Below are 18331 nucleotides of genomic sequence, written 5' to 3' on the forward strand. Positions count from 1 at the left end.
GGAGCAGCTGTTCGCCGAGTTCGGCTTCACCGTGGACAACGTGGTGGCCAAGGCGCAGGCGCTGCTGAAGTAAGCCGCCGGGCGCAAGCCGATAAAAAAGCCGGTCATCATGACCGGCTTTTTTTATGGGCGGAAATCGCGATTACGACGCGGCCTTGACGTTTTCGGCGCTGCGCAACCGGTCGTAAGCCGCCGCCAGCAACAGCACCAACAGCGTAGGCTGCAGCCAGACCAGACCCTGCTCGGCCAGCGGCAGCTTATCGAACCCGGCGGGCAGCAGGCTGCTGAAGCTGGAGGCTTTCAGGCCGTCGGCGAGGCCAAACACCAGGCTGGTAGCGATCACCGGCGCGAAGACGCGCTTGGCGCTGCGCCAGCGGTTCTGGCTGAAGCTGAGCAATACCAGCGCGATGCAGGGCGGGTAGATCGCCGTCAGCACCGGCAGCGAGACGCGGATCAGATTGGCCAGCCCCATGTTGGAAACCAGCATGGCGAAGAGGGCGAGGATAACCACCAGCGTGCGGTAAGAGAGCGGCAGGTAGCGGGAGAAGAAGTCCGCGCAGGCACAGGTCATGCCGACCGCCGTCACCAGGCAAGCGATGAACATCAGCACCGCCATAAAGACGCTGCCCAGATCGCCGAAGGTGTGCTGCACATAGGCGTGCAGGATTGCCGCACCATCCTGAGCATCGTTCCCGACCAGGCTGCCGCTGCCGGCGCCCAGCTTGAACATGCAGATATAGACCAGCGTCAGGCCGACGCCGGCGATCAGGCTGGCCCAGAGGGTGTAGCGCAGCAGCAGGCCGCTGTCGCTGACGCCGCGCGAGCGGGCGGCGGTGACGATAATCGAGCCGAACATCAATGCCGACAGCGTGTCCATGGTTTGATAACCCTGAACGAAGCCGGTGGAAAACGCCGCGGCCTGATAGCTGCCGACGGCGGAGACCGGCGCACCGGCGGGCCACACCAGGGCGGCGATGCCGAGCGCGGCCAGCGCCAGAATTTTCAGCGGCGCCAGAATATGGCCTACGTTATCGAGCAAGCGGCCGGGATACAGCGACACAACCATCGCCAGGGTAAAGAACAGCAGGCTGTAGATGAACTGCGGCAGGGCGCCGTCGCCGGTGAAGGGCGCGATGCCGAGGGCGAAAGAAACATTGGCGGTTCGCGGGGTGGCGAACAGCGGGCCGAGCGCCAGATAGCAGACGGTCGCCAACAGCAGGCCGGCGGTGCGGCCGATGGGGCCGGTCAGCAGGCTGATGCTGCCGCCGACGCGCGCCAGCGCGATCACGGCGATCACCGGCAGAGCGACGGCGGTCACCATAAACCCGAGTGCGGCCGGCCACAGATGTTCACCGGACTGCAGCCCCACCAGCGGGGGGAAAATGATGTTGCCGGCGCCGACAAACAGGGCGAAGGTCATAAAGCCCAGGGCGATAATGTCTTTCGGGGATAAACTCTTGGTCATAACGGTATGGCACTGCCTGTATTCGTGAAATAAACGGCCTGGCTGCGAAATGAAGCGCTGCAGAAGGAGGCGCGTGGGGCTGCGTACGCCCGCAAAAATTTTCGTCCGGCAGGATATAATAATTCGGCGATAAAAACCTGATTAATACAGCGCTGTTTATCCTGGCGTGAACCGGCCACACAGAGGGATCATGGCGGCCGACCCGGCAGCGCGTTAGCGCGCCACCCTGTCTATCGACAGCGGAATTTCGATATGCGGCTTGAAAGAGACGTGCCGTCTTCGACCGGTTTACGGGGGAAAAAGATCGGCATATCGCGGGTTGAATGCCGGCTTTGTTCTGACGTTGCCGGGGCGCCATCGTACAGCGAATTCGCCTGCTGCGGCGCTCACGCCTGGCAGAATAGTCTGCGACACGGATGACCGCAAAGCCCGCGCCGCCGGGCGTGGGTATTGACTGAAAAACGTCCAACCTCACAAAACCGAAAGATAACAAGCAACGCCGTTGCCTCGTTGCAATTATTAACTGTATGTTAATTTTTGGTTTATTAAATGTGATCTGGGGATGGATGATGATGAAAAAAATCAGCGCTACCGTGGCTGCAATCACCTTACTGGGCTCCGTTTCCGCCTATGCGGCCTTCCCGGCGGGCTACCCCGCCGACTATCAGAAACTGGTCGACGGCGCGAAGAAAGAAGGCAAGGTGGTGATTTACTCGACCACCGACACCAAGGCGGCGGCGCCGCTGATCCAGGGATTTGAGGCGTTGTATCCGGGCATCAAGGTCGAATACAACGACATGAACAGCACCGAACTGTATAACCGCTTCATCAGCGAGCAGGCGGCCGGCGGCACCAGCGGCGACCTGGTGTGGAGTTCGTCGATGGACACTATTTTGAAACTGGCGGGCGATTACGCGCAGGAGTATGCCTCTCCGGAGCGGGCTCAGCTGCCAAAATGGGCGGTATGGCAAGATAAAGTGTATGGCACCACCTATGAGCCGGTGGTGTTCATCTATAACAAACGCTTGATCCCGCAGGGCGATGTGCCGGATTCGCACGCGGCGTTGGCCAAGCTGATCGCCAGCCAGACGGACAAATTCAAGAAGAAAGTCACCACTTACGACATCGAAAAATCCGGCGTTGGCTTCATGCTGTCGGTGCAGGACTTCAAGGCCGATCCCAACTACTTCAAAACGCTGGCCGACGTGGCCAAGGGCGGGCTGGCGGTGCAATCCTCAACCGGCACCATGATGGAACGCGTTTCCTCCGGTGAAAACCTGATCGGCTTCAACATCCTCGGTTCGTACGCCGAGGCCCGCGCCAAGAGCGATCCGTCGCTCGGCATCGTCTATCCGAAAGACTATACCCTGGTGCTGTCGCGCGTGAGCTTCATCAGCAAAGAAGCCGGTCACCCTAACGCCGCCAAGCTGTGGTTCGACTACGTGCTGTCGGAGAAAGGGCAAAATATTCTCGCCAATCAGGCTGATATCCCTTCGATCCGCAACGATGTCGAAGGCAAGAACGACATCGACGGCATGACCAAGCTGCTGGGCAACGCGCTCAAGCCGATCCCGGTCGACGACAGCCTGCTGGAGTATCTGCAGCCGGCCAAGCGTCTCGACTACATCAAACAATGGCGCGCCGCCGCGGCGAAATAACAGGGACTGCATTCGGACGCGCGCCTGACGTACAGGCGCGCGCCCTTTGGTCGTCGTTTACAACCATAGGGAGCATTTATGCAAGCATGGCGCAGAAAGTGGCAGAGCCTGCCGCGCGGCCTGGTGGTGTTGATAACCGCGCTGGTTATCTATGTCCCCCTGTCGTTTATCATCATTCAAAGCTTCCTCTCGGCTCCGTTTTTCTCTCCCTCCAAGGTCTTCAGCCTGGAGGCCTTCGAGTTCATCTTTACCGATCCGGATTTCTACAAGGCGCTGAGAAGCGGCTTTATTCTGGCATTCGGCCTGGTGATCATCGCTATCCCGCTCGGCGGCATTTTGGCCTTCCTGATGGTGCGCACCGATCTACCGGGGCGGCGGCTCATCGAACCGCTGATTTTGGTGCCGATCTTCGTGTCGCCGATGGTGCTGGGCTTCGGTTACGTGGTGGCGGCGGGGCCGGTGGGCTTCTTCTCGCTATGGGCGAAGGCGCTGCTGGGCTTCGTGCCGTGGAACATCTATTCGATGGCCAGCATCGTGGTTATCGCCGGGTTGACGCACGTGCCCCACGCCTACCTGTACATCTCCTCGGCGCTGCGCAGCGTGGGCTCAGACGTTGAAGAAGCGGCGCGCACCGCCGGCGCTACGCCGCTGCAGGTGATGACCGCCGTCAGCCTGCCGATGGTGCGGCCGTCTATCCTGTACGCCGGGGTGCTGCTGTTCTTCCTCGGGCTGGAGGTGTTCGGCCTGATGCTGGTGCTGGGCGATCCGGAAGGCAACCTGGTGCTGGCGACCTACCTGTATCAGTTGACCAACAAGCTGGGCACGCCGTCTTACCACCTGATGGCGGCGGTAGCGGTGGTGCTGATCTGCATCACCATTCCGTTGGTGATGTTGCAGCGCAGGCTGATGCGTACCGCCAACCGTTTCGTCACCGTCAAGGGCAAAGCCTCGCAGGCGCGCGCGTTGCCGCTGGGCAAATGGCGCTGGGTGGCCGGCGCGGTGGTGATGTTCTGGCTGACCGTGACCATCGGCGTGCCGCTGATCGGCGTGGTGCTGCGAGCCTTTATCTCCAACTGGGGCGTGGGCGTGTCTGTCTGGGACGAACTGTCGATCAACACCTTCCGCACCATCTGGGCGCAGCCCAACCTGCTGCGCGCCATCGTCAACTCGATGGCGATCGGGGTGATCGGCGGGGCGCTGGCGGTCGCGTGCTATCTGTTTATCGGCATCGCGATGCACCGCAAGCCGGACGGCGCCACGCGCTTCCTCGACTACAGCGTGCTGGTGCCGCGCGCGGTGCCGGGGCTGCTGGCCGGTTTGGCGTTCCTGTGGGTGTTCCTGTTCCTGCCGATGTGGCTGGATAAATCGCTCAAGGAAGGCTGGCTGTCCGTGCTGCCGATGGCCGAATGGCTGCGCGAGAACGTGATCGTCTGGCTGCGTTCGCTGCGCAGCACCATCTTCAGCGTCTGGCTGGCCTACACCGTGGTGTGGATGGCCTATGGCCTGCGGCTGATCTCTTCCACGCTGCTGCAGGTGGGACCGGAACTGGAGGAAGCCGCGCGCAGCGCCGGCGCCAGCCGCGGCCAGATCACCCGACACGTTACCATTCCGCTGTCGCGCTACGGCCTGATCGGCTCCTGGCTGCTGATGTTCCTGATCTTTGAACGCGAATATTCCACCGGGGTTTATCTGCTGTCTCCGGGCACGGAAACCATCGGCTCGATGCTGGTTTCCCTGTGGGCCGCGGGCGCCATCGATATCGTCGCCGCGCTGTCGTTCATCAATATCCTGCTGGTGGTGCTGGGGCTGGGGATCGCCTTGCGCTTTGGAGTGAAATTACATGATTGAACTTTCGGTAGAGAACCTGCATTTGACCTATGGCGACAACCCGGTGCTGAAAGGGGTGTCGATGGATCTGAAACGGGGCGAAGTGGTCTCGCTGCTGGGCCCGTCGGGCAGCGGCAAAACCACGCTGCTGCGGGCGGTGGCCGGGCTGGAGAAGCCGAGCCAGGGGCGGATCGTCATCGGCGACAGCGCGGTTTACAACGGCAGCGCGCGCAGCGAAATTCCCGCCGAAGAGCGCAACCTGGGGCTGGTGTTTCAGTCCTACGCCCTGTGGCCGCACAAAACGGTGTTTGAGAACGTCGCTTATCCGCTGAAGCTGCGTAAGACCGCCTCGGCGGAAATCGCCCAACGGGTACAGGCGGTGCTGGATCAGCTCGGGCTGGGGCATTTGGCCAAGCGCCATCCGCACCAGCTCTCCGGCGGCCAGCAGCAGCGCGTGGCGATCGGCCGTGCGCTGGTCTACAACCCGCCGGTGATCCTGCTGGATGAGCCGCTGTCCAACCTCGACGCCAAGCTGCGCGAAGAAGCGCGGGTATTTCTGCGCGAGCTGATCATCAAGCTCGGTCTGTCGGCGCTGATGGTGACCCACGATCAGAACGAGGCGATGGCCATTTCCGATCGCATCCTGCTGCTCAATAACGGCAAAATCGAACAGCAGGGCACGCCGCAGGAGATGTACGGTTCGCCCGCCACGCTGTTCACCGCCGAATTCATGGGCAGCAACAACCGGTTGCCGGGCAAGATCGTGGCGCTGGAAGACGGCCGGGCGCGCATCGAAGGTAAGGATTGGGCGCTGTGGGGCAAAGCGGGCGAAGGCGTGCAGGTCGGACAGGAGGGCACGGCGGTGATCCGCGTGGAGCGCGTGCGGTTGGGTGAAGATCCACAGGGTAATCAGCTTGAGCTGCCGTTGCTGACCAGCATGTATCTCGGCGATCGCTGGGAATACCTGTTCCGCACCGTGGCCGAAGATTTCGTGGTGCGCGCCTATGGCCACGAGGCGCGCGATCGGGCGCTGTGCCGGCTCTCCCTGCCGGCCGAGCATCTGTGGATATTCCCGAAAGCTTAACCAGGACGCCCGCCGTTGCGGGCGCTCCCTTTACAAATCCAGCACCAGCCGGCTGCCTTTGGCGCGCGAGCAGCAGATCAACAGGGTCTGCTGCGCCGCGCGTTCTTCCTCGCTGAGATATTGATCGCGGTGATCGGCTTCCCCTTCGACGATGCGGGTTTCGCAGGTGCCGCAAATGCCTTCGCGGCACAGGCACTCGACCTTGGCCGCCTTGCTGTTTTCCAGCGCCTGCAGGATGGTCATGTCTTGCGCCACTTCAAGCTCAATACCCGATCGAGCCAGCACCAGTGTAAAGGCGCCGCCCGCCGTGTCTTCGGCGGCAAAGGCTTCGCTGTGCAAGCGACCGGCATCGATACCCCGTTCGGCGGCGATCCGGTAGACCGCTTCGTTCAGCGCCGCCGGGCCGCAGACGTAGATATGGGCGCCGGGTTCCACATCGGCCAGCGTGCGCGCCAGATCCAACCGGCCGCCAAGGCTGGAGACATGGCAACTGACGTTGTCTGCGAACGACGCTTGCATCAGCTGCTGCTGGAAGGCGTTGTGCTCTTCACTGTGGAAGCAGTAGTGCAGATGGTAGCGTTGGCCGCTGCGTTGCAGCTCATGCAGATGGGCCATAAACGGCGTGATGCCGATGCCGCCGGCGATCAGCACGTGATGTTGCGCTTCCGGTGCCAGCGCGAACAGGTTATTCGGGGTGCTGATGGTCAGCGTATCGCCGACCGCCAGCCGGTCATGCATGAAGTCGGAACCGCCTTTGGAAGGAGACTCGCGCCGAACGGCGATCTGGTAACGCTCGAGTTCGAACGGTGAGCTGAGCAGCGAATAGGCGTTGCTGTAGCGCTGCTCGCCGTCCTGCATTTGCACGATGATGTGGCTGCCGCCGCTGAAGGCGGGCAGCGGCCGGCCTTGCGGATCCGCCAGGGTAAAGCGCTTGACCCGTGCGGTGACGGTTTCGATGTCGACGACGCGGACATCAAGCATCTGATAGCTGGTCATTCATTGGCTCCAAAGCGCGGGCGTCCCCGCGCATGAAAAAGTTATACCGCCTGGCACAGGTATTTGAGCTCCAGATAGTCTTCGATGCCATATTCGGAGCCTTCACGCCCCAGCCCCGACTGTTTCACCCCGCCGAACGGCGCCACCTCGTTGGAGATAAGCCCGGTATTGATGCCGACCATGCCGTACTCCAGCCGTTCCGAAACGCGCCAGATGCGCGCCGCATCGCGGGTGTAGAAGTAAGCGGCCAAGCCGTAAATGGTGTCGTTGGCCTGGCGGATCGCCTCGGCTTCGTCATCAAACACCACCAGCGGCGCGACCGGGCCGAAGATCTCTTCTTCCAGCAGCAGCGAGCCGGGCTGCACGTCGCCCAGCACCGTCGGGGTGAAGAAATTGCCGCCTAGCGCGTGCGGCGTGGCGCCGGTCAGCACCTGAGCACCTTTGCTCAGCGCGTCATCGAGCAGCTCCAACACCTTATCGCGCGCCTTGCGATTGATCAGCGGGCCAATCTGTACGCCGGCTTCGAAGCCGTTGCCGACCTGCAGCGCCGCCACGCGGGCGACAAACTTCTCGGCGAACTGCGGGTAAACGCCGCGCTGCACGTAGAACCGGTTGACGCAGACGCAGGTCTGCCCGGCGTTGCGATACTTGGCGATCAGCGCGCCTTCCACCGCGGCATCGATGTCCGCATCGTCAAATACGATGAACGGCGCATTGCCGCCCAGCTCCAGCGACACTTTCTTGATGGTGTCCGCGCTCTGGCGCATCAGCAGCCTGCCCACCGGTGTAGAGCCGGTAAAGCTGAGTTTGCGTACCTGCGGGTGGCGAGTCAGCTCGGCGCCGATCGCCTGCGAATTGCCGGTCACCACATTGAATACCCCGGCGGGAATGCCGGCGCGTTCGGCCAGCTCGGCCATCGCCAGCGCCGAATAAGGGGTTTCGTTGGCGGGTTTGACCACCAGCGTACAGCCGGCCGCCAGCGCCGGCGCAGCCTTGCGGGTGATCATCGCCGCCGGGAAGTTCCAGGGCGTGATCGCCGCGCACACGCCGATGCCCTGTTTCAGCACCATCAAGCGTTTATCGCTGCTCGGCGAAGGAATGATGTCGCCGTTGGCGCGCTTGGCCTGTTCGGCGAACCATTCGATAAAGGAGGCGGCGTAGCGGATCTCGCCCAGCGATTCCGCCAGCGGTTTGCCTTGCTCCAGCGTCATCAGGTTGGCCAGATCCTGCTGGTGCTCCAGCATCAGTTCGAACCAGCGCCGCAACAGCTGCGCGCGCTGTTGCGCCGGCAGCGCGCGCCAGCCTTCCAGCGCCTGCTGGGCGGCGTCAATCGCCCGTTGGGTTTCGGCCGTCGCCATGTTGGGCACGCTGCCGATGAGTTGGCCGGTGGCGGGATCGCTCACCGGCAGGGTTTCCTGGTTGTCGGCGTCGCGCCATTGGCCGTAGATATATGCCTGTTGGCGGAATAGCGCCCGATCGGAAATTTTCACAAGAACCTCACAAGTCAGGGGCAAGGGGCCCGCGGGCCCCGTCGCATCAAGGTTGATAAATCTGCGCCAGCAGGTTGTGGAAGTGGGCGATGCCGTGTTCGCTGACGCCGCTGCCGGCGCCGTCGGCCATGATGCGCCCCTGGCCGCGATAGCCGCGCGACTTCAGGCCTTTTTGCACGCTTTCCACCAGCCGCAAATCTTCCGGGCGGAACACGTCGCGGTACCAGTCGATCAGTTTGAGCTGTTCGTCGCTCAAATCGGTGTTGGTGAAGTAGATGTCGTAGTGCTGCAGAGTGGTTTCCGCATCGACCGGGAACTCATAGATCACCGTCATCATGCCTTCCAGCGGCGGCATGTTGAACATGGTGCACGGCCACAGCCAGATGCCGTGGAAGCTGGATTCTTTGCCCTCTTCAAACTTGAACGACTGCTCGGAGGGACGGGCGTAGCCGAACTGCAGCGTCCAGTTGCCGTGCAGGGTGTGCCAGTAGCGATCGACCTGCACCGAGTCGGCGAAACCGGGATGCGCCGGGCCGCAGTGGTAGCACTCGAGGTAGTTGTCGACGATGTTCTTCCAGTTGGCCGGGGTGCGGGTGACGAAACGCGCCGCCAGCTTGAGATCGTCGACCTGCGGGCAGGCTTCGCGCACTTTGGCGCCGAGGCCCGGCAGCTGGTCTTCCACCGTGCCGGCCTGCGAGTCCAGATTGACGTAAATAAACCCGGCGTACTCTTCGACCCGCACCGGCATCAGGTGCGAGTTTTCCTTATCAAAGTTCTGCACGTTTTCGCAGTTGCGCGCGTGCGCCAGTTCGCCGTCCAGCTTGAACGCCCAGGCGTGATAAGGGCAGGTGATGACGTTTTTCGCCCGGCCGTCGCCCGCCAGCAGTTGGTGGCCGCGGTGCGGGCAGACGTTGTAAAAGGCGCGCAGCACGTTGTCGCGGCCGCGCACCACCAGAATGTTTTCACCGATGATCTCGCGGGTGATGTAGTCGTTCGGTTGGGCAAGCTCGCTGCGGTGCGCCACGCAGATCCAACTGGTGGCGAACACCTGCTCTTTTTCGTGCTCGAACGCCGCCTGGTGGGTGTAGAACCGGGCCGGTATGGTGTAAGCCTCACGGGCGTCGGCGCAGAAATCTTTCGGTAAGGTAAATTCAGGGATCAGAGTGCTCATAAGTTAACCTTCCTCTTTTCTTATTGTCATTTCGCCATAGGGCGCGGTTGATACGACGATGGAGCGGAGAGTTCGCCGGCCGGCGGCGCTTCGGGCAGCGTTGGCGGGCTGCTTTCGATCAGGTGCGCCGGGATGGCCGCGTAGTCCTGCTTCAGCCAGCGGGCGAAACCGTAGGTTTTCACCAGCAGCACCAGCAGGAACGGCAGCGCGGTCAGGATCACCGTGGTTTTCATGGTGTCCAGCGAGGCGCCGGTAAACAGGATCGACAGCGGGATCAGGGTGATCACCACGCACCAGAACAGCCGCAGCATCGGGCTGGGATCTTGCCCCTCCTGCAGGTTGCGGGTGCTGGTGGCGGCCATGGTGTAGGCCACGGCGTCCATGTGCGAGGCCAGGAAAATGATCATGATGAACAGATAGGCGGCGAGGAACAGCTTGCCGAGCGGCAGCGCCGTCAGCAGCATCTGCACGGCGGTTTCGCCGCCCTGGGTGCTGAGGATCTCCGGCACGTTGAGCTGCCCGCTGATGAACTGGTGCATGGCGTAGCTTTCCAGCGAGCCGAAGAAGAACCAGCAGCCGAGGGTGCTGCCGAGCAGCAACGCCCAGATCACTTCTTTAATCTTGCGGCCGCGCGAGACGCGGGTGACGAACATCGCCACGCCCGGGGTATAGGAGATCCACCACAGCCAGTAGAACACCGTCCAGCTGCGGCTGAAGCTGCCGTCGCCCATCGGATCGGTGAACAGGCTCATCTGCAGAAAGTTTTGCGCCGTCAGGCCGATGGCGTTGATGGTGTTGTTGATGGTGAATTCGGTCGGGCCGACCAGCAGCACCAGCCCGGCGAAAGCGAATGCGCCCCAGCCGACCATTTTACTCAGGCGCTGCATGCCGCCGTCGATGCCGATGTAAGAGCTGAGACAGAAGATCACCGCTGCCAGCAGGATCACCGTCGCCTGCACCGCGAAGTTGTCCGGGATGCCGGTCAGCGCCGTCAGCCCGCGGGTAAAGGTGGAGGCGGTCAGCACCAGTGAAATGGTGAGGGCGCCGACGGTGGCGACCAGGAAGATCAGATCCACCGCCCGCCCGACCGGGCCGTTGGCGCGCACGCCGGTGATGGCGGAAATGATCCCCGACAGGCTGAGGCCTTTGTTCTTACGCACGTGGAAGTGATAGGCCATGATCAGCGAGGCGAGGGCGTAGGTCGCCCAGGCGCTCAGGCCCCAGTGGAAGAAGGAGTAGCTGATGCTGTATTCCAGCGCCTTCGGGGTGCGCGGCGCGATGTTCAGCCCCGGCGTCTGGTAGTAATACGCCCATTCCATCACCCCCCAGTACAGGGTGGACGAGCCCAGGCCGGCGCAGATGAACATGAACAGCCAGGCCAGCGTGGAGTATTGCGGTTTGCCTTCGCCGAGGCGGATATTGCCGTATTTGCTCAACGCCAGATACAGCACCACCAGCAGGGCGATCAGCACCAGGATTTGAATGGTTGAACCGAACAGCCGGGTGACGCCGTTGAAAATGGTGTTGGCGATAAGCGCGGATTGAGCCGGAAAGAGCATCAGGCAAAGGGCGATCAGCGCAATGCTGCACAGGCTGATGGCGATGAGCGTGACATCCTTTTTGGGATTGCTCTGCATGGGAGTGAACTCCTGTTATCGGTGGTGGGCCGGTGCGCAAAGCGTAGGGTGCGCCCGGGCCTTATTGGCTTGAACCATTTGTTTTGTTACACCGCGAGGAGCAAACCGCCCGGTGGGTCGCTACCGGGAATATTCACTCTTCATTAACATTTTCGAGTGTGCACAAATTACAGGAGGGCCACAATTGGGGCATCTGTAAAAGGATAAAACACAGTATGTAAACAATTTGTTGTGATCTTGACCGGGGTATTGGCGTGCCTTCTGCGGTGGTTTTCAACGGATTTGCGGCAGCGATCGAAGCGGAAAAACGGACGTGGCAAAGCAGGGCGCGGAAGGGCGCCCTGCGCGGGAAAATCTGCGGCGTTCAGCGTTGCAGCAGGGCGGCGATCGCCTGGCCGACTTGCTGGGTGGAGGCGTCGCCGCGCATGTCCGGCGTGCGCGGCCCGTCGGCGATAATGCGCTCAATCGCCTGCAGGATGCCGTCGTGCGCCTGGCGGTAGCGGGCATCGCCGTCGCCGAGGAAGTCCAGCATCATCGCGCCGCTCCAGATCATGGCGATCGGGTTGGCGATGTTTTTGCCGAAAATGTCCGGCGCCGAGCCGTGCACCGGCTCGAACAGCGACGGGAAGTTGCGCTCCGGGTTCAGGTTGGCCGAGGGGGCGATGCCGATGGTGCCGGTGCAGGCCGGGCCGAGATCCGACAAAATATCGCCGAACAGGTTGGAGGCGACCACCACGTCGAAGCGTTCGGGGTTCAGCACGAAACGCGCGCACAGAATATCGATGTGCTGTTTGTCCCAGGCGATATCAGGGTATTGGCGCGCCATCTCCGCCACGCGCTCATCCCAGTACGGCATGCTGATGGCCATGCCGTTGGACTTGGTGGCGGCGGTCAGGCGTTTGCGCGGGCGCTGTTGCGCCAGCTCAAAGGCGTACTTCAGGATGCGGTCCACGCCCTGACGGGTGAAGACCGATTCCTGGATCACCATCTCGCGTTCGGTGCCTTCGAACATCCGTCCGCCGAGCGAGGAGTATTCCCCTTCGGTATTTTCGCGCACCACGTAGAAATCGATATCGCCCGGCTGCTTGTTCGCCAGCGGGCAGGGCACACCGGGAAACAGCCGCACCGGACGCAGGTTGACGTACTGTTCGAAGTCGCGCCGGAATTTCAGCAGAGAACCCCACAGCGAGATATGATCGGGCACCGTGTCCGGCCAACCGACGGCGCCGAAATAGATGGCGTCGAAGCCTTTCAGTTGCTCGAACCAGTCGTCCGGCATCATCTGGCCGTGGTGCTGGTAGTAGTCGCAGCTGGCCCACTCGAAGGTGGCGAATTCCAGCGACAGATCCCAGCGCGCCGCCGCCGCCTGCAATACTCGTATGCCTTCCGGCAACACTTCCCGCCCGATCCCGTCCCCGGGGATGGCGGCAATCTTGTAAGTTTTGCTCATACAGAGGTCTCATTTGTAGGTAGGGGAGATTGACAACACTGTTATCCTATAATTGACTAACTGTTAATCAATCCTGAAAACGGTGAAACATAAAACACGAATCATGAACAATATGCCGATCCTGAGTGACCTGCGGGTGTTCGTGCTGGTGGCGCGCCGCGCCGGGTTTGCCGCCGCCGCCGAAGAGTTGGGCGTTTCGCCGGCCTTTATCAGCAAGCGCATCGCGCTGTTGGAGAAGACGCTGGACGTGTCGTTGCTGCACCGCACCACGCGGCGGGTGGCGATCACCGAAGACGGCGAGCGCATCTACGAATGGGCGCAGCGCATTCTCAACGATGTCGATCAGATGATGGACGAGCTGTCCGAAGTGCGCCAGGCGCCGCAGGGCATGCTGCGGGTGGTCAGCAGCTTCGGCTTTGGCCGGCGTTTCGTCGCGCCGGCGCTGTCGGCGCTGGCGCGGCAGTATCCGCAGCTGGAACTGCGGCTCGACGTTTCCGATCGGCTGGTAGATCTGGTCAGCGAAGGTTTCGATCTGGATATCCGCATCGGCGACGATATCGCCCCCAATCTTATTGCGCGCAAGCTGGCGGACAACCAGCGCATCCTGTGCGCTTCGCCGACGTACCTGCAGCGCCACGGGGCGCCGAAAAACCCGGCGGAGCTGGCGGGCCGTTCCTGTCTGGTGATCAAAGAACGCGATCATCCGTTCGGGCTGTGGCGGCTGCAGGGGCCGAGCGGTGAAGAAACGGTAAAGGTGACGGGCGCGCTGGCGTCGAACCACGGCGAAATCGTGCATCAGTGGTGCCTGGACGGGCAGGGCGTCGCGCTGCGTTCCGCCTGGGACGTGAAAGAGAACATCGACAGCGGCCGACTGGTGCACATCCTGCCGGAGTATTATCAGCCGGCCAATATCTGGGCGGTGTACGTTTCCCGGCTGGCAACGTCGGCGAAAGTGCGGGTGACCGTCGAATTTCTGCGCGACTATTTTCGTGAGCACTACGGCGAAACGGTGCCGGCGAGTGAAAATCCGTCGCGGTCTTAAGGCCAAAAATGTGCGCCAGATCATCTTATGCTCGTAAAATTCCCGTCCGTTACCTGAGGAACTGTCGCACGTGTTCCTTTTGCCAAAACTTTGGTTTATGCTCAGCTGAAGCGTTTCAGTTGAAGCACTCTTCGACAGAAATGCCGATGTGACGGCGGTGAAAAACCGCTGAAGCGCGGGAATAATGCAAACTCGGCGATTCACAGCGGGCGGTACGATCCACTACTCTATGCGGGTTAGTGAGACAACCAGTCAGCGCCGGGCGGCGCCGGTGAGTCAACCCGGCGTGGACGGCCCTTTTTCAGGAGCAGCATGACCATCCGCATAGCGATAAACGGCTTTGGCCGCATCGGCCGCAGCGTATTGCGCGCACTGTACGAATCGGGCCGACGGGCGGAAATCTCCGTGGTGGCGATCAACGAGCTGGCGAACGCCGAAGGCATGGCCCATCTGCTGAAGTACGACTCCAGCCATGGCCGCTTCGCCTGGGATGTGCGGCAGGAGTGCGACACGCTGAGCGTCGGAGACGACGCGATTCGTCTGTTGCATCAGCCGGCGGTGGAGCAGTTGCCCTGGGGCGAACTGGGCGTCGACGTGGTGCTGGACTGCAGCGGCGTGTACGGCAGCCGGGCGGATGGCGAGGCCCATCTGGCGGCGGGGGCGAAGAAAGTGCTGTTCGCCCATCCGGGCGGCAACGATCTGGACGCCACCATCGTGTTCGGCGTCAACCATCAGACGCTGCTGGCGGAACATCGCATCGTGTCCAACGCCTCGTGCACCACCAACTGCATTATTCCGGTGATCAAGCTGCTGGACGACGCCTACAGCATCGAGTCCGGCACCGTGACCACCATTCACTCGGCGATGAACGATCAGCCGGTGATCGACGCGTATCACGCGGATTTGCGGCGCACCCGCGCGGCGAGCCAGTCGATCATTCCGGTCGATACCAAACTGGCCGCGGGCATCACCCGCATCTTCCCGCAGTTTTGCGATCGCTTCGAGGCTATCTCGGTGCGCGTGCCGACCATCAACGTGACGGCTATCGATCTTAGCGTCAGCGTGAGCGCCGCGGTGAAGGTGGCGGAGGTCAACCAGCTGTTGCAAAAGGCCGCACGGGAATCATTTCGTGGTATAGTTGACTACACGGAATTACCATTGGTCTCGATCGATTTTAACCATGACCCGCACAGCGCTATCGTCGACGGTACGCAGACCCGGGTCAGCGGGCAGCACCTGATAAAGACCTTGGTCTGGTGCGACAATGAATGGGGCTTTGCCAATCGGATGTTGGATACAACACGGGCAATGGCCGCCAGCGGTTTCTAGTACGGCGGCGCCGGCGTGATTGGCGCGCTGCTCAGGCAATTTTATAGAGATTCAATAAAGAGGGTTCACCATGTCTGTAATTAAGATGACCGATCTGGATCTGGCGGGTAAACGCGTACTGATCCGCTCCGATCTGAACGTGCCGGTAAAAGACGGTAAAGTGACTTCCGACGCGCGTATCCGCGCTTCCCTGCCGACTATCGAAGCTGCGCTGAAGCAAGGCGCCCGCGTGATGGTAACCTCCCACCTGGGTCGTCCTACCGAAGGCGAGTACAACGAAGAATTCTCCCTGCTGCCTGTGGTCAACTACCTGAAAGATCACCTGAAATCCCCAGTGCGTCTGGCGAAGGATTATCTGGATGGCGTCGACGTCGCCGAAGGTGAACTGGTGGTGCTGGAAAACGTCCGCTTCAACAAGGGCGAGAAGAAAGACGACGAAACCCTGTCCAAGAAATACGCGGCGCTGTGCGACGTGTACGTGATGGACGCGTTCGGCACCGCGCACCGCGCGCAGGCTTCCACCCACGGCGTGGGCAAGTTCGCGCCTGTCGCCTGTGCCGGCCCGCTGCTGTCCGCCGAGCTGGAAGCGCTGGGCAAAGCCCTGGGTAACCCGGCCCGTCCGATGGTCGCCATCGTGGGCGGTTCTAAAGTCTCCACCAAACTGACCGTGCTGGATTCCCTGTCCAAAATCGCCGATCAGCTGATCGTCGGCGGCGGCATCGCTAACACCTTCGTGGCGGCGCAGGGCAACAACGTGGGCCAGTCCCTGTACGAACCGGATCTGATCCCGAACGCGCAGAAACTGCTGGAAACCTGCGACATTCCGGTGCCGACCGACGTGCGCGTGGCGACCGAGTTCTCTGAGACCGCGACCGCGACCGTGAAGCAGGCCAACGAGATCCAGGACAACGAGCAAATTCTGGATATGGGCGACGTCTCTGCCGAGCGTCTGGCCGTTATCCTGAAGAACGCCAAAACCATTCTGTGGAATGGCCCGGTTGGCGTATTCGAGTTCCCTAACTTCCGTAAGGGCACCGAAATTGTCGCCCGCGCGATCGCCGATAGCGACGCTTTCTCTATCGCTGGCGGCGGCGACACTCTGGCAGCCATCGATCTGTTCGGTATCGCTGACAAAATCTCCTACATCTCCACCGGCGGTGGCGCATTCCTGGAATTCGTTGAAGGGAAACCGCTGCCTGCAGTCGTGATGCTGGAAGAGCGCGCTAAACAGTAATTCAGACAACGGGAGGCGAAAGCCGCCCGTTTGTTTTATACCGCACGGCAAATGCTGCGCGGCGTGAAAACATCGATTTACATCCATCTACGGCCGACGAAACAGGACAAAGTAACATGTCTAAAATTTTTGATTTCGTAAAACCGGGTGTCATCACGGGTGATGACGTTCAGAAAGTCTTCGCAGTTGCTAAAGAGAACAACTTTGCGCTGCCAGCGGTAAACTGCGTGGGTACCGACTCCATCAACGCAGTGCTGGAAGCCGCGGCTAAAGTGCGCGCGCCGGTCATCGTTCAGTTCTCCAACGGCGGCGCCGCATTCATCGCCGGCAAAGGCGTGAAGACCGATGTGCCTCAGGGCGCAGCGATTCTGGGCGCTATCTCCGGCGCACACCACGTTCACCAGATGGCTGAACACTACGGCGTGCCGGTGATCCTGCACACCGACCACTGCGCGAAGAAACTGCTGCCATGGCTGGACGGCCTGCTGGACGCCGGCGAGAAACACTTCGCCGCTACCGGCAAACCGCTGTTCTCTTCCCACATGATCGATCTGTCTGAAGAGTCTCTGGAAGAAAACATCGAGATCTGCAGCGCCTACCTGAAGCGCATGGCCAAAATCGGCATGACGCTGGAAATCGAACTGGGCTGCACCGGCGGTGAAGAAGATGGCGTGGACAACAGCCATATGGACGCTTCCGCTCTGTACACCCAGCCGGAAGACGTGGCTTACGCGTACGAAAAACTGAACGCCATCAGCCCGCGCTTCACCATCGCTGCATCGTTCGGTAACGTGCACGGCGTGTACAAGCCAGGCAACGTTAAGCTGACTCCAACCATCCTGCGCGATTCTCAGGATTACGTGTCCAAGAAATTCAACCTGCCGCACAACAGCCTGAACTTCGTGTTCCACGGCGGTTCCGGTTCTACCGACGCAGAGATCAAAGAGTCTGTGGGTTACGGCGTGATCAAGATGAACATCGACACCGACACCCAATGGGCGACCTGGGACGGCATCCTGCAGTACTACAAAGCGAACGAAGCTTACCTGCAGGGCCAGTTGGGCAACCCGAAAGGCGCCGATCAGCCTAACAAGAAATACTACGATCCGCGCGTATGGCTGCGCGCAGCGCAGACCAGCATGGTGACGCGTCTGGAGCAGGCCTTCAAAGATCTGAACGCGGTAGACGTTCTGTAATCTTCGGCACCTGTTGCATGATGTACAAGGCTCCCTCCTGCGGGGAGCCTTTTTCGTTTTCAGCCCAGCAGGCCGGCGCCGACGTTGATCGACAGGCCCAGGATCAGCATGTTGAACACGAACGAAATAACCGACTGCACGAGCGCGATTTTACGTACCTCCGCGGCGCCGACCGCCACATCGGCGGTTTGCGACGCGACCGCGATGGTGAAGGAGAAGTAGGCGAAATCCAGATAGGTGGGATCGGCGAGATTGCCGGGGAACAGCAGCGGCAAAGGATCCTGCTGTGCGCCCTGGCGATAAAACTGATGAGCATAGTGCATGGTGAAGGCGGTCGGCAGAAGCAGCCAGGAGACCGCCAGCGTGGCGCCGGTCAGGAGCAAATGCAGCGTTTTCAGAGAGCCGGCCACCTGTTTGGCGCTGCTCAATTCAAACAGGATCGCCAGTAAGCTGACCAGGCAGCCGAGGCTGACTAACGCCAGCACCATGCTGGCGCTTTCGTCCTGCCGCCGGGCGATTTGGCGAATGTGCTGCGGCGTGCTGACCAGCATCAGCCGCCAGAGAAACAGCAGGTAGAGCCAGGCCAGCGTATTCCAGCCGATCATCAAGCGTTGCAGCAGCGAGAGCTGGGCGGGCAGCAGCAGAAAGCACAGCAGCCCGGCGCCGACGGAAAACAGCAGCCTGGGCCGCACTTGCCAATAGTGTTTGAGCGAAGAGCGAATGTGCATGAAGAACGGATCCCTTGTCGTGAA

Annotated in this window: 14 protein-coding genes and 1 pseudogene; 8 read left to right on the forward strand and 7 right to left on the reverse strand. The window is 61.2% G+C overall.

The window, feature by feature from the left end; all coding sequences use genetic code 11:
- A pseudogene (locus ACSBQV_RS20335) lies at nt 1-73 on the forward strand (transketolase-like TK C-terminal-containing protein); the annotation flags it as partial.
- Nucleotides 74-142: 69 nt separating this feature from the next.
- Here the strand turns inward: ACSBQV_RS20335 and brnQ are convergent.
- Complete coding sequence (gene brnQ, locus ACSBQV_RS20340) at nt 143-1465, reverse strand: branched-chain amino acid transport system II carrier protein (protein ID WP_099783383.1); 1323 nt, start codon at nt 1463-1465, stop codon at nt 143-145.
- 569 nt (nt 1466-2034) lie between these two features.
- On the opposite strand from brnQ, the gene ACSBQV_RS20345 reads away from it, so the two are divergent.
- From ACSBQV_RS20345 to ACSBQV_RS20355, 3 genes are all read left to right on the forward strand, one after another.
- Nucleotides 2035-3123 carry an ABC transporter substrate-binding protein gene (locus tag ACSBQV_RS20345; RefSeq protein ID WP_033644933.1) on the forward strand — a complete coding sequence of 363 codons (1089 nt, stop codon included), beginning with the start codon at nt 2035-2037 and terminating at the stop codon, nt 3121-3123.
- Between the two features lie 78 nt (nt 3124-3201).
- Nucleotides 3202-4971: an ABC transporter permease gene (locus ACSBQV_RS20350; RefSeq protein WP_099783385.1), complete on the forward strand. Its 1770-nt coding sequence runs from the start codon at nt 3202-3204 to the stop codon at nt 4969-4971.
- Nucleotides 4964-6034, forward strand: a complete 1071-nt coding sequence (locus ACSBQV_RS20355) for an ABC transporter ATP-binding protein (RefSeq protein WP_033652192.1) — start codon at nt 4964-4966, stop codon at nt 6032-6034. The genes ACSBQV_RS20350 and ACSBQV_RS20355 overlap by 8 nt, the downstream gene beginning before the upstream one ends.
- A gap of 30 nt (nt 6035-6064) precedes the next feature.
- Here the strand turns inward: ACSBQV_RS20355 and ACSBQV_RS20360 are convergent, their stop codons facing one another.
- From ACSBQV_RS20360 to ACSBQV_RS20380, 5 genes are all read right to left on the reverse strand, one after another.
- A complete protein-coding gene (locus tag ACSBQV_RS20360; RefSeq protein ID WP_099783387.1) occupies nt 6065-7030 on the reverse strand; it encodes a PDR/VanB family oxidoreductase in 966 nt (321 codons plus the stop codon).
- Nucleotides 7031-7071: 41 nt separating this feature from the next.
- Nucleotides 7072-8520 carry an NAD-dependent succinate-semialdehyde dehydrogenase gene (locus tag ACSBQV_RS20365; protein WP_193160567.1) on the reverse strand — a complete coding sequence of 483 codons (1449 nt, stop codon included), beginning with the start codon at nt 8518-8520 and terminating at the stop codon, nt 7072-7074.
- Between the two features lie 46 nt (nt 8521-8566).
- The gene (locus ACSBQV_RS20370; protein ID WP_099783391.1) at nt 8567-9691 is read right to left on the reverse strand and encodes an aromatic ring-hydroxylating oxygenase subunit alpha; all 1125 of its coding nucleotides are present in this window, start codon (nt 9689-9691) and stop codon (nt 8567-8569) included.
- Between the two features lie 26 nt (nt 9692-9717).
- Nucleotides 9718-11328 (reverse strand): BCCT family transporter, encoded by a 1611-nt coding sequence (locus ACSBQV_RS20375; protein ID WP_033644733.1) that lies wholly within the window; start codon nt 11326-11328, stop codon nt 9718-9720.
- Nucleotides 11329-11692: 364 nt separating this feature from the next.
- On the reverse strand, nt 11693-12778 hold the full coding sequence (locus ACSBQV_RS20380) for a tartrate dehydrogenase (RefSeq protein ID WP_033652189.1): 1086 nt from the start codon (nt 12776-12778) through the stop codon (nt 11693-11695).
- Nucleotides 12779-12860: 82 nt separating this feature from the next.
- On the opposite strand from ACSBQV_RS20380, the gene ACSBQV_RS20385 reads away from it, so the two are divergent.
- The 4 genes from ACSBQV_RS20385 to fbaA all read left to right on the forward strand — a co-directional run bounded on the left by ACSBQV_RS20385 (nt 12861) and on the right by fbaA (nt 17579).
- On the forward strand, nt 12861-13820 hold the full coding sequence (locus ACSBQV_RS20385; protein WP_162493839.1) for a LysR substrate-binding domain-containing protein: 960 nt from the start codon (nt 12861-12863) through the stop codon (nt 13818-13820).
- Nucleotides 13821-14132: 312 nt separating this feature from the next.
- Entirely contained in the window at nt 14133-15149 is a 1017-nt protein-coding gene (gene epd / locus ACSBQV_RS20390; RefSeq protein WP_004931582.1) for an erythrose-4-phosphate dehydrogenase, read from the forward strand.
- Between the two features lie 70 nt (nt 15150-15219).
- On the forward strand, nt 15220-16383 hold the full coding sequence (gene pgk / locus ACSBQV_RS20395) for a phosphoglycerate kinase (RefSeq protein WP_025160206.1): 1164 nt from the start codon (nt 15220-15222) through the stop codon (nt 16381-16383).
- Nucleotides 16384-16499: 116 nt separating this feature from the next.
- Complete coding sequence (gene fbaA, locus ACSBQV_RS20400) at nt 16500-17579, forward strand: class II fructose-bisphosphate aldolase (RefSeq protein ID WP_025304179.1); 1080 nt, start codon at nt 16500-16502, stop codon at nt 17577-17579.
- 59 nt (nt 17580-17638) lie between these two features.
- Here fbaA and ACSBQV_RS20405 read toward each other — a convergent pair whose 3' ends face one another.
- Complete coding sequence (locus tag ACSBQV_RS20405) at nt 17639-18307, reverse strand: DUF1345 domain-containing protein (protein ID WP_096242579.1); 669 nt, start codon at nt 18305-18307, stop codon at nt 17639-17641.
- Nucleotides 18308-18331 lie beyond the last annotated feature (24 nt).

This window comes from Serratia sp. B501 (assembly GCF_051172315.1).
GTDB classification, from domain to species: domain Bacteria; phylum Pseudomonadota; class Gammaproteobacteria; order Enterobacterales; family Enterobacteriaceae; genus Serratia; species Serratia ureilytica.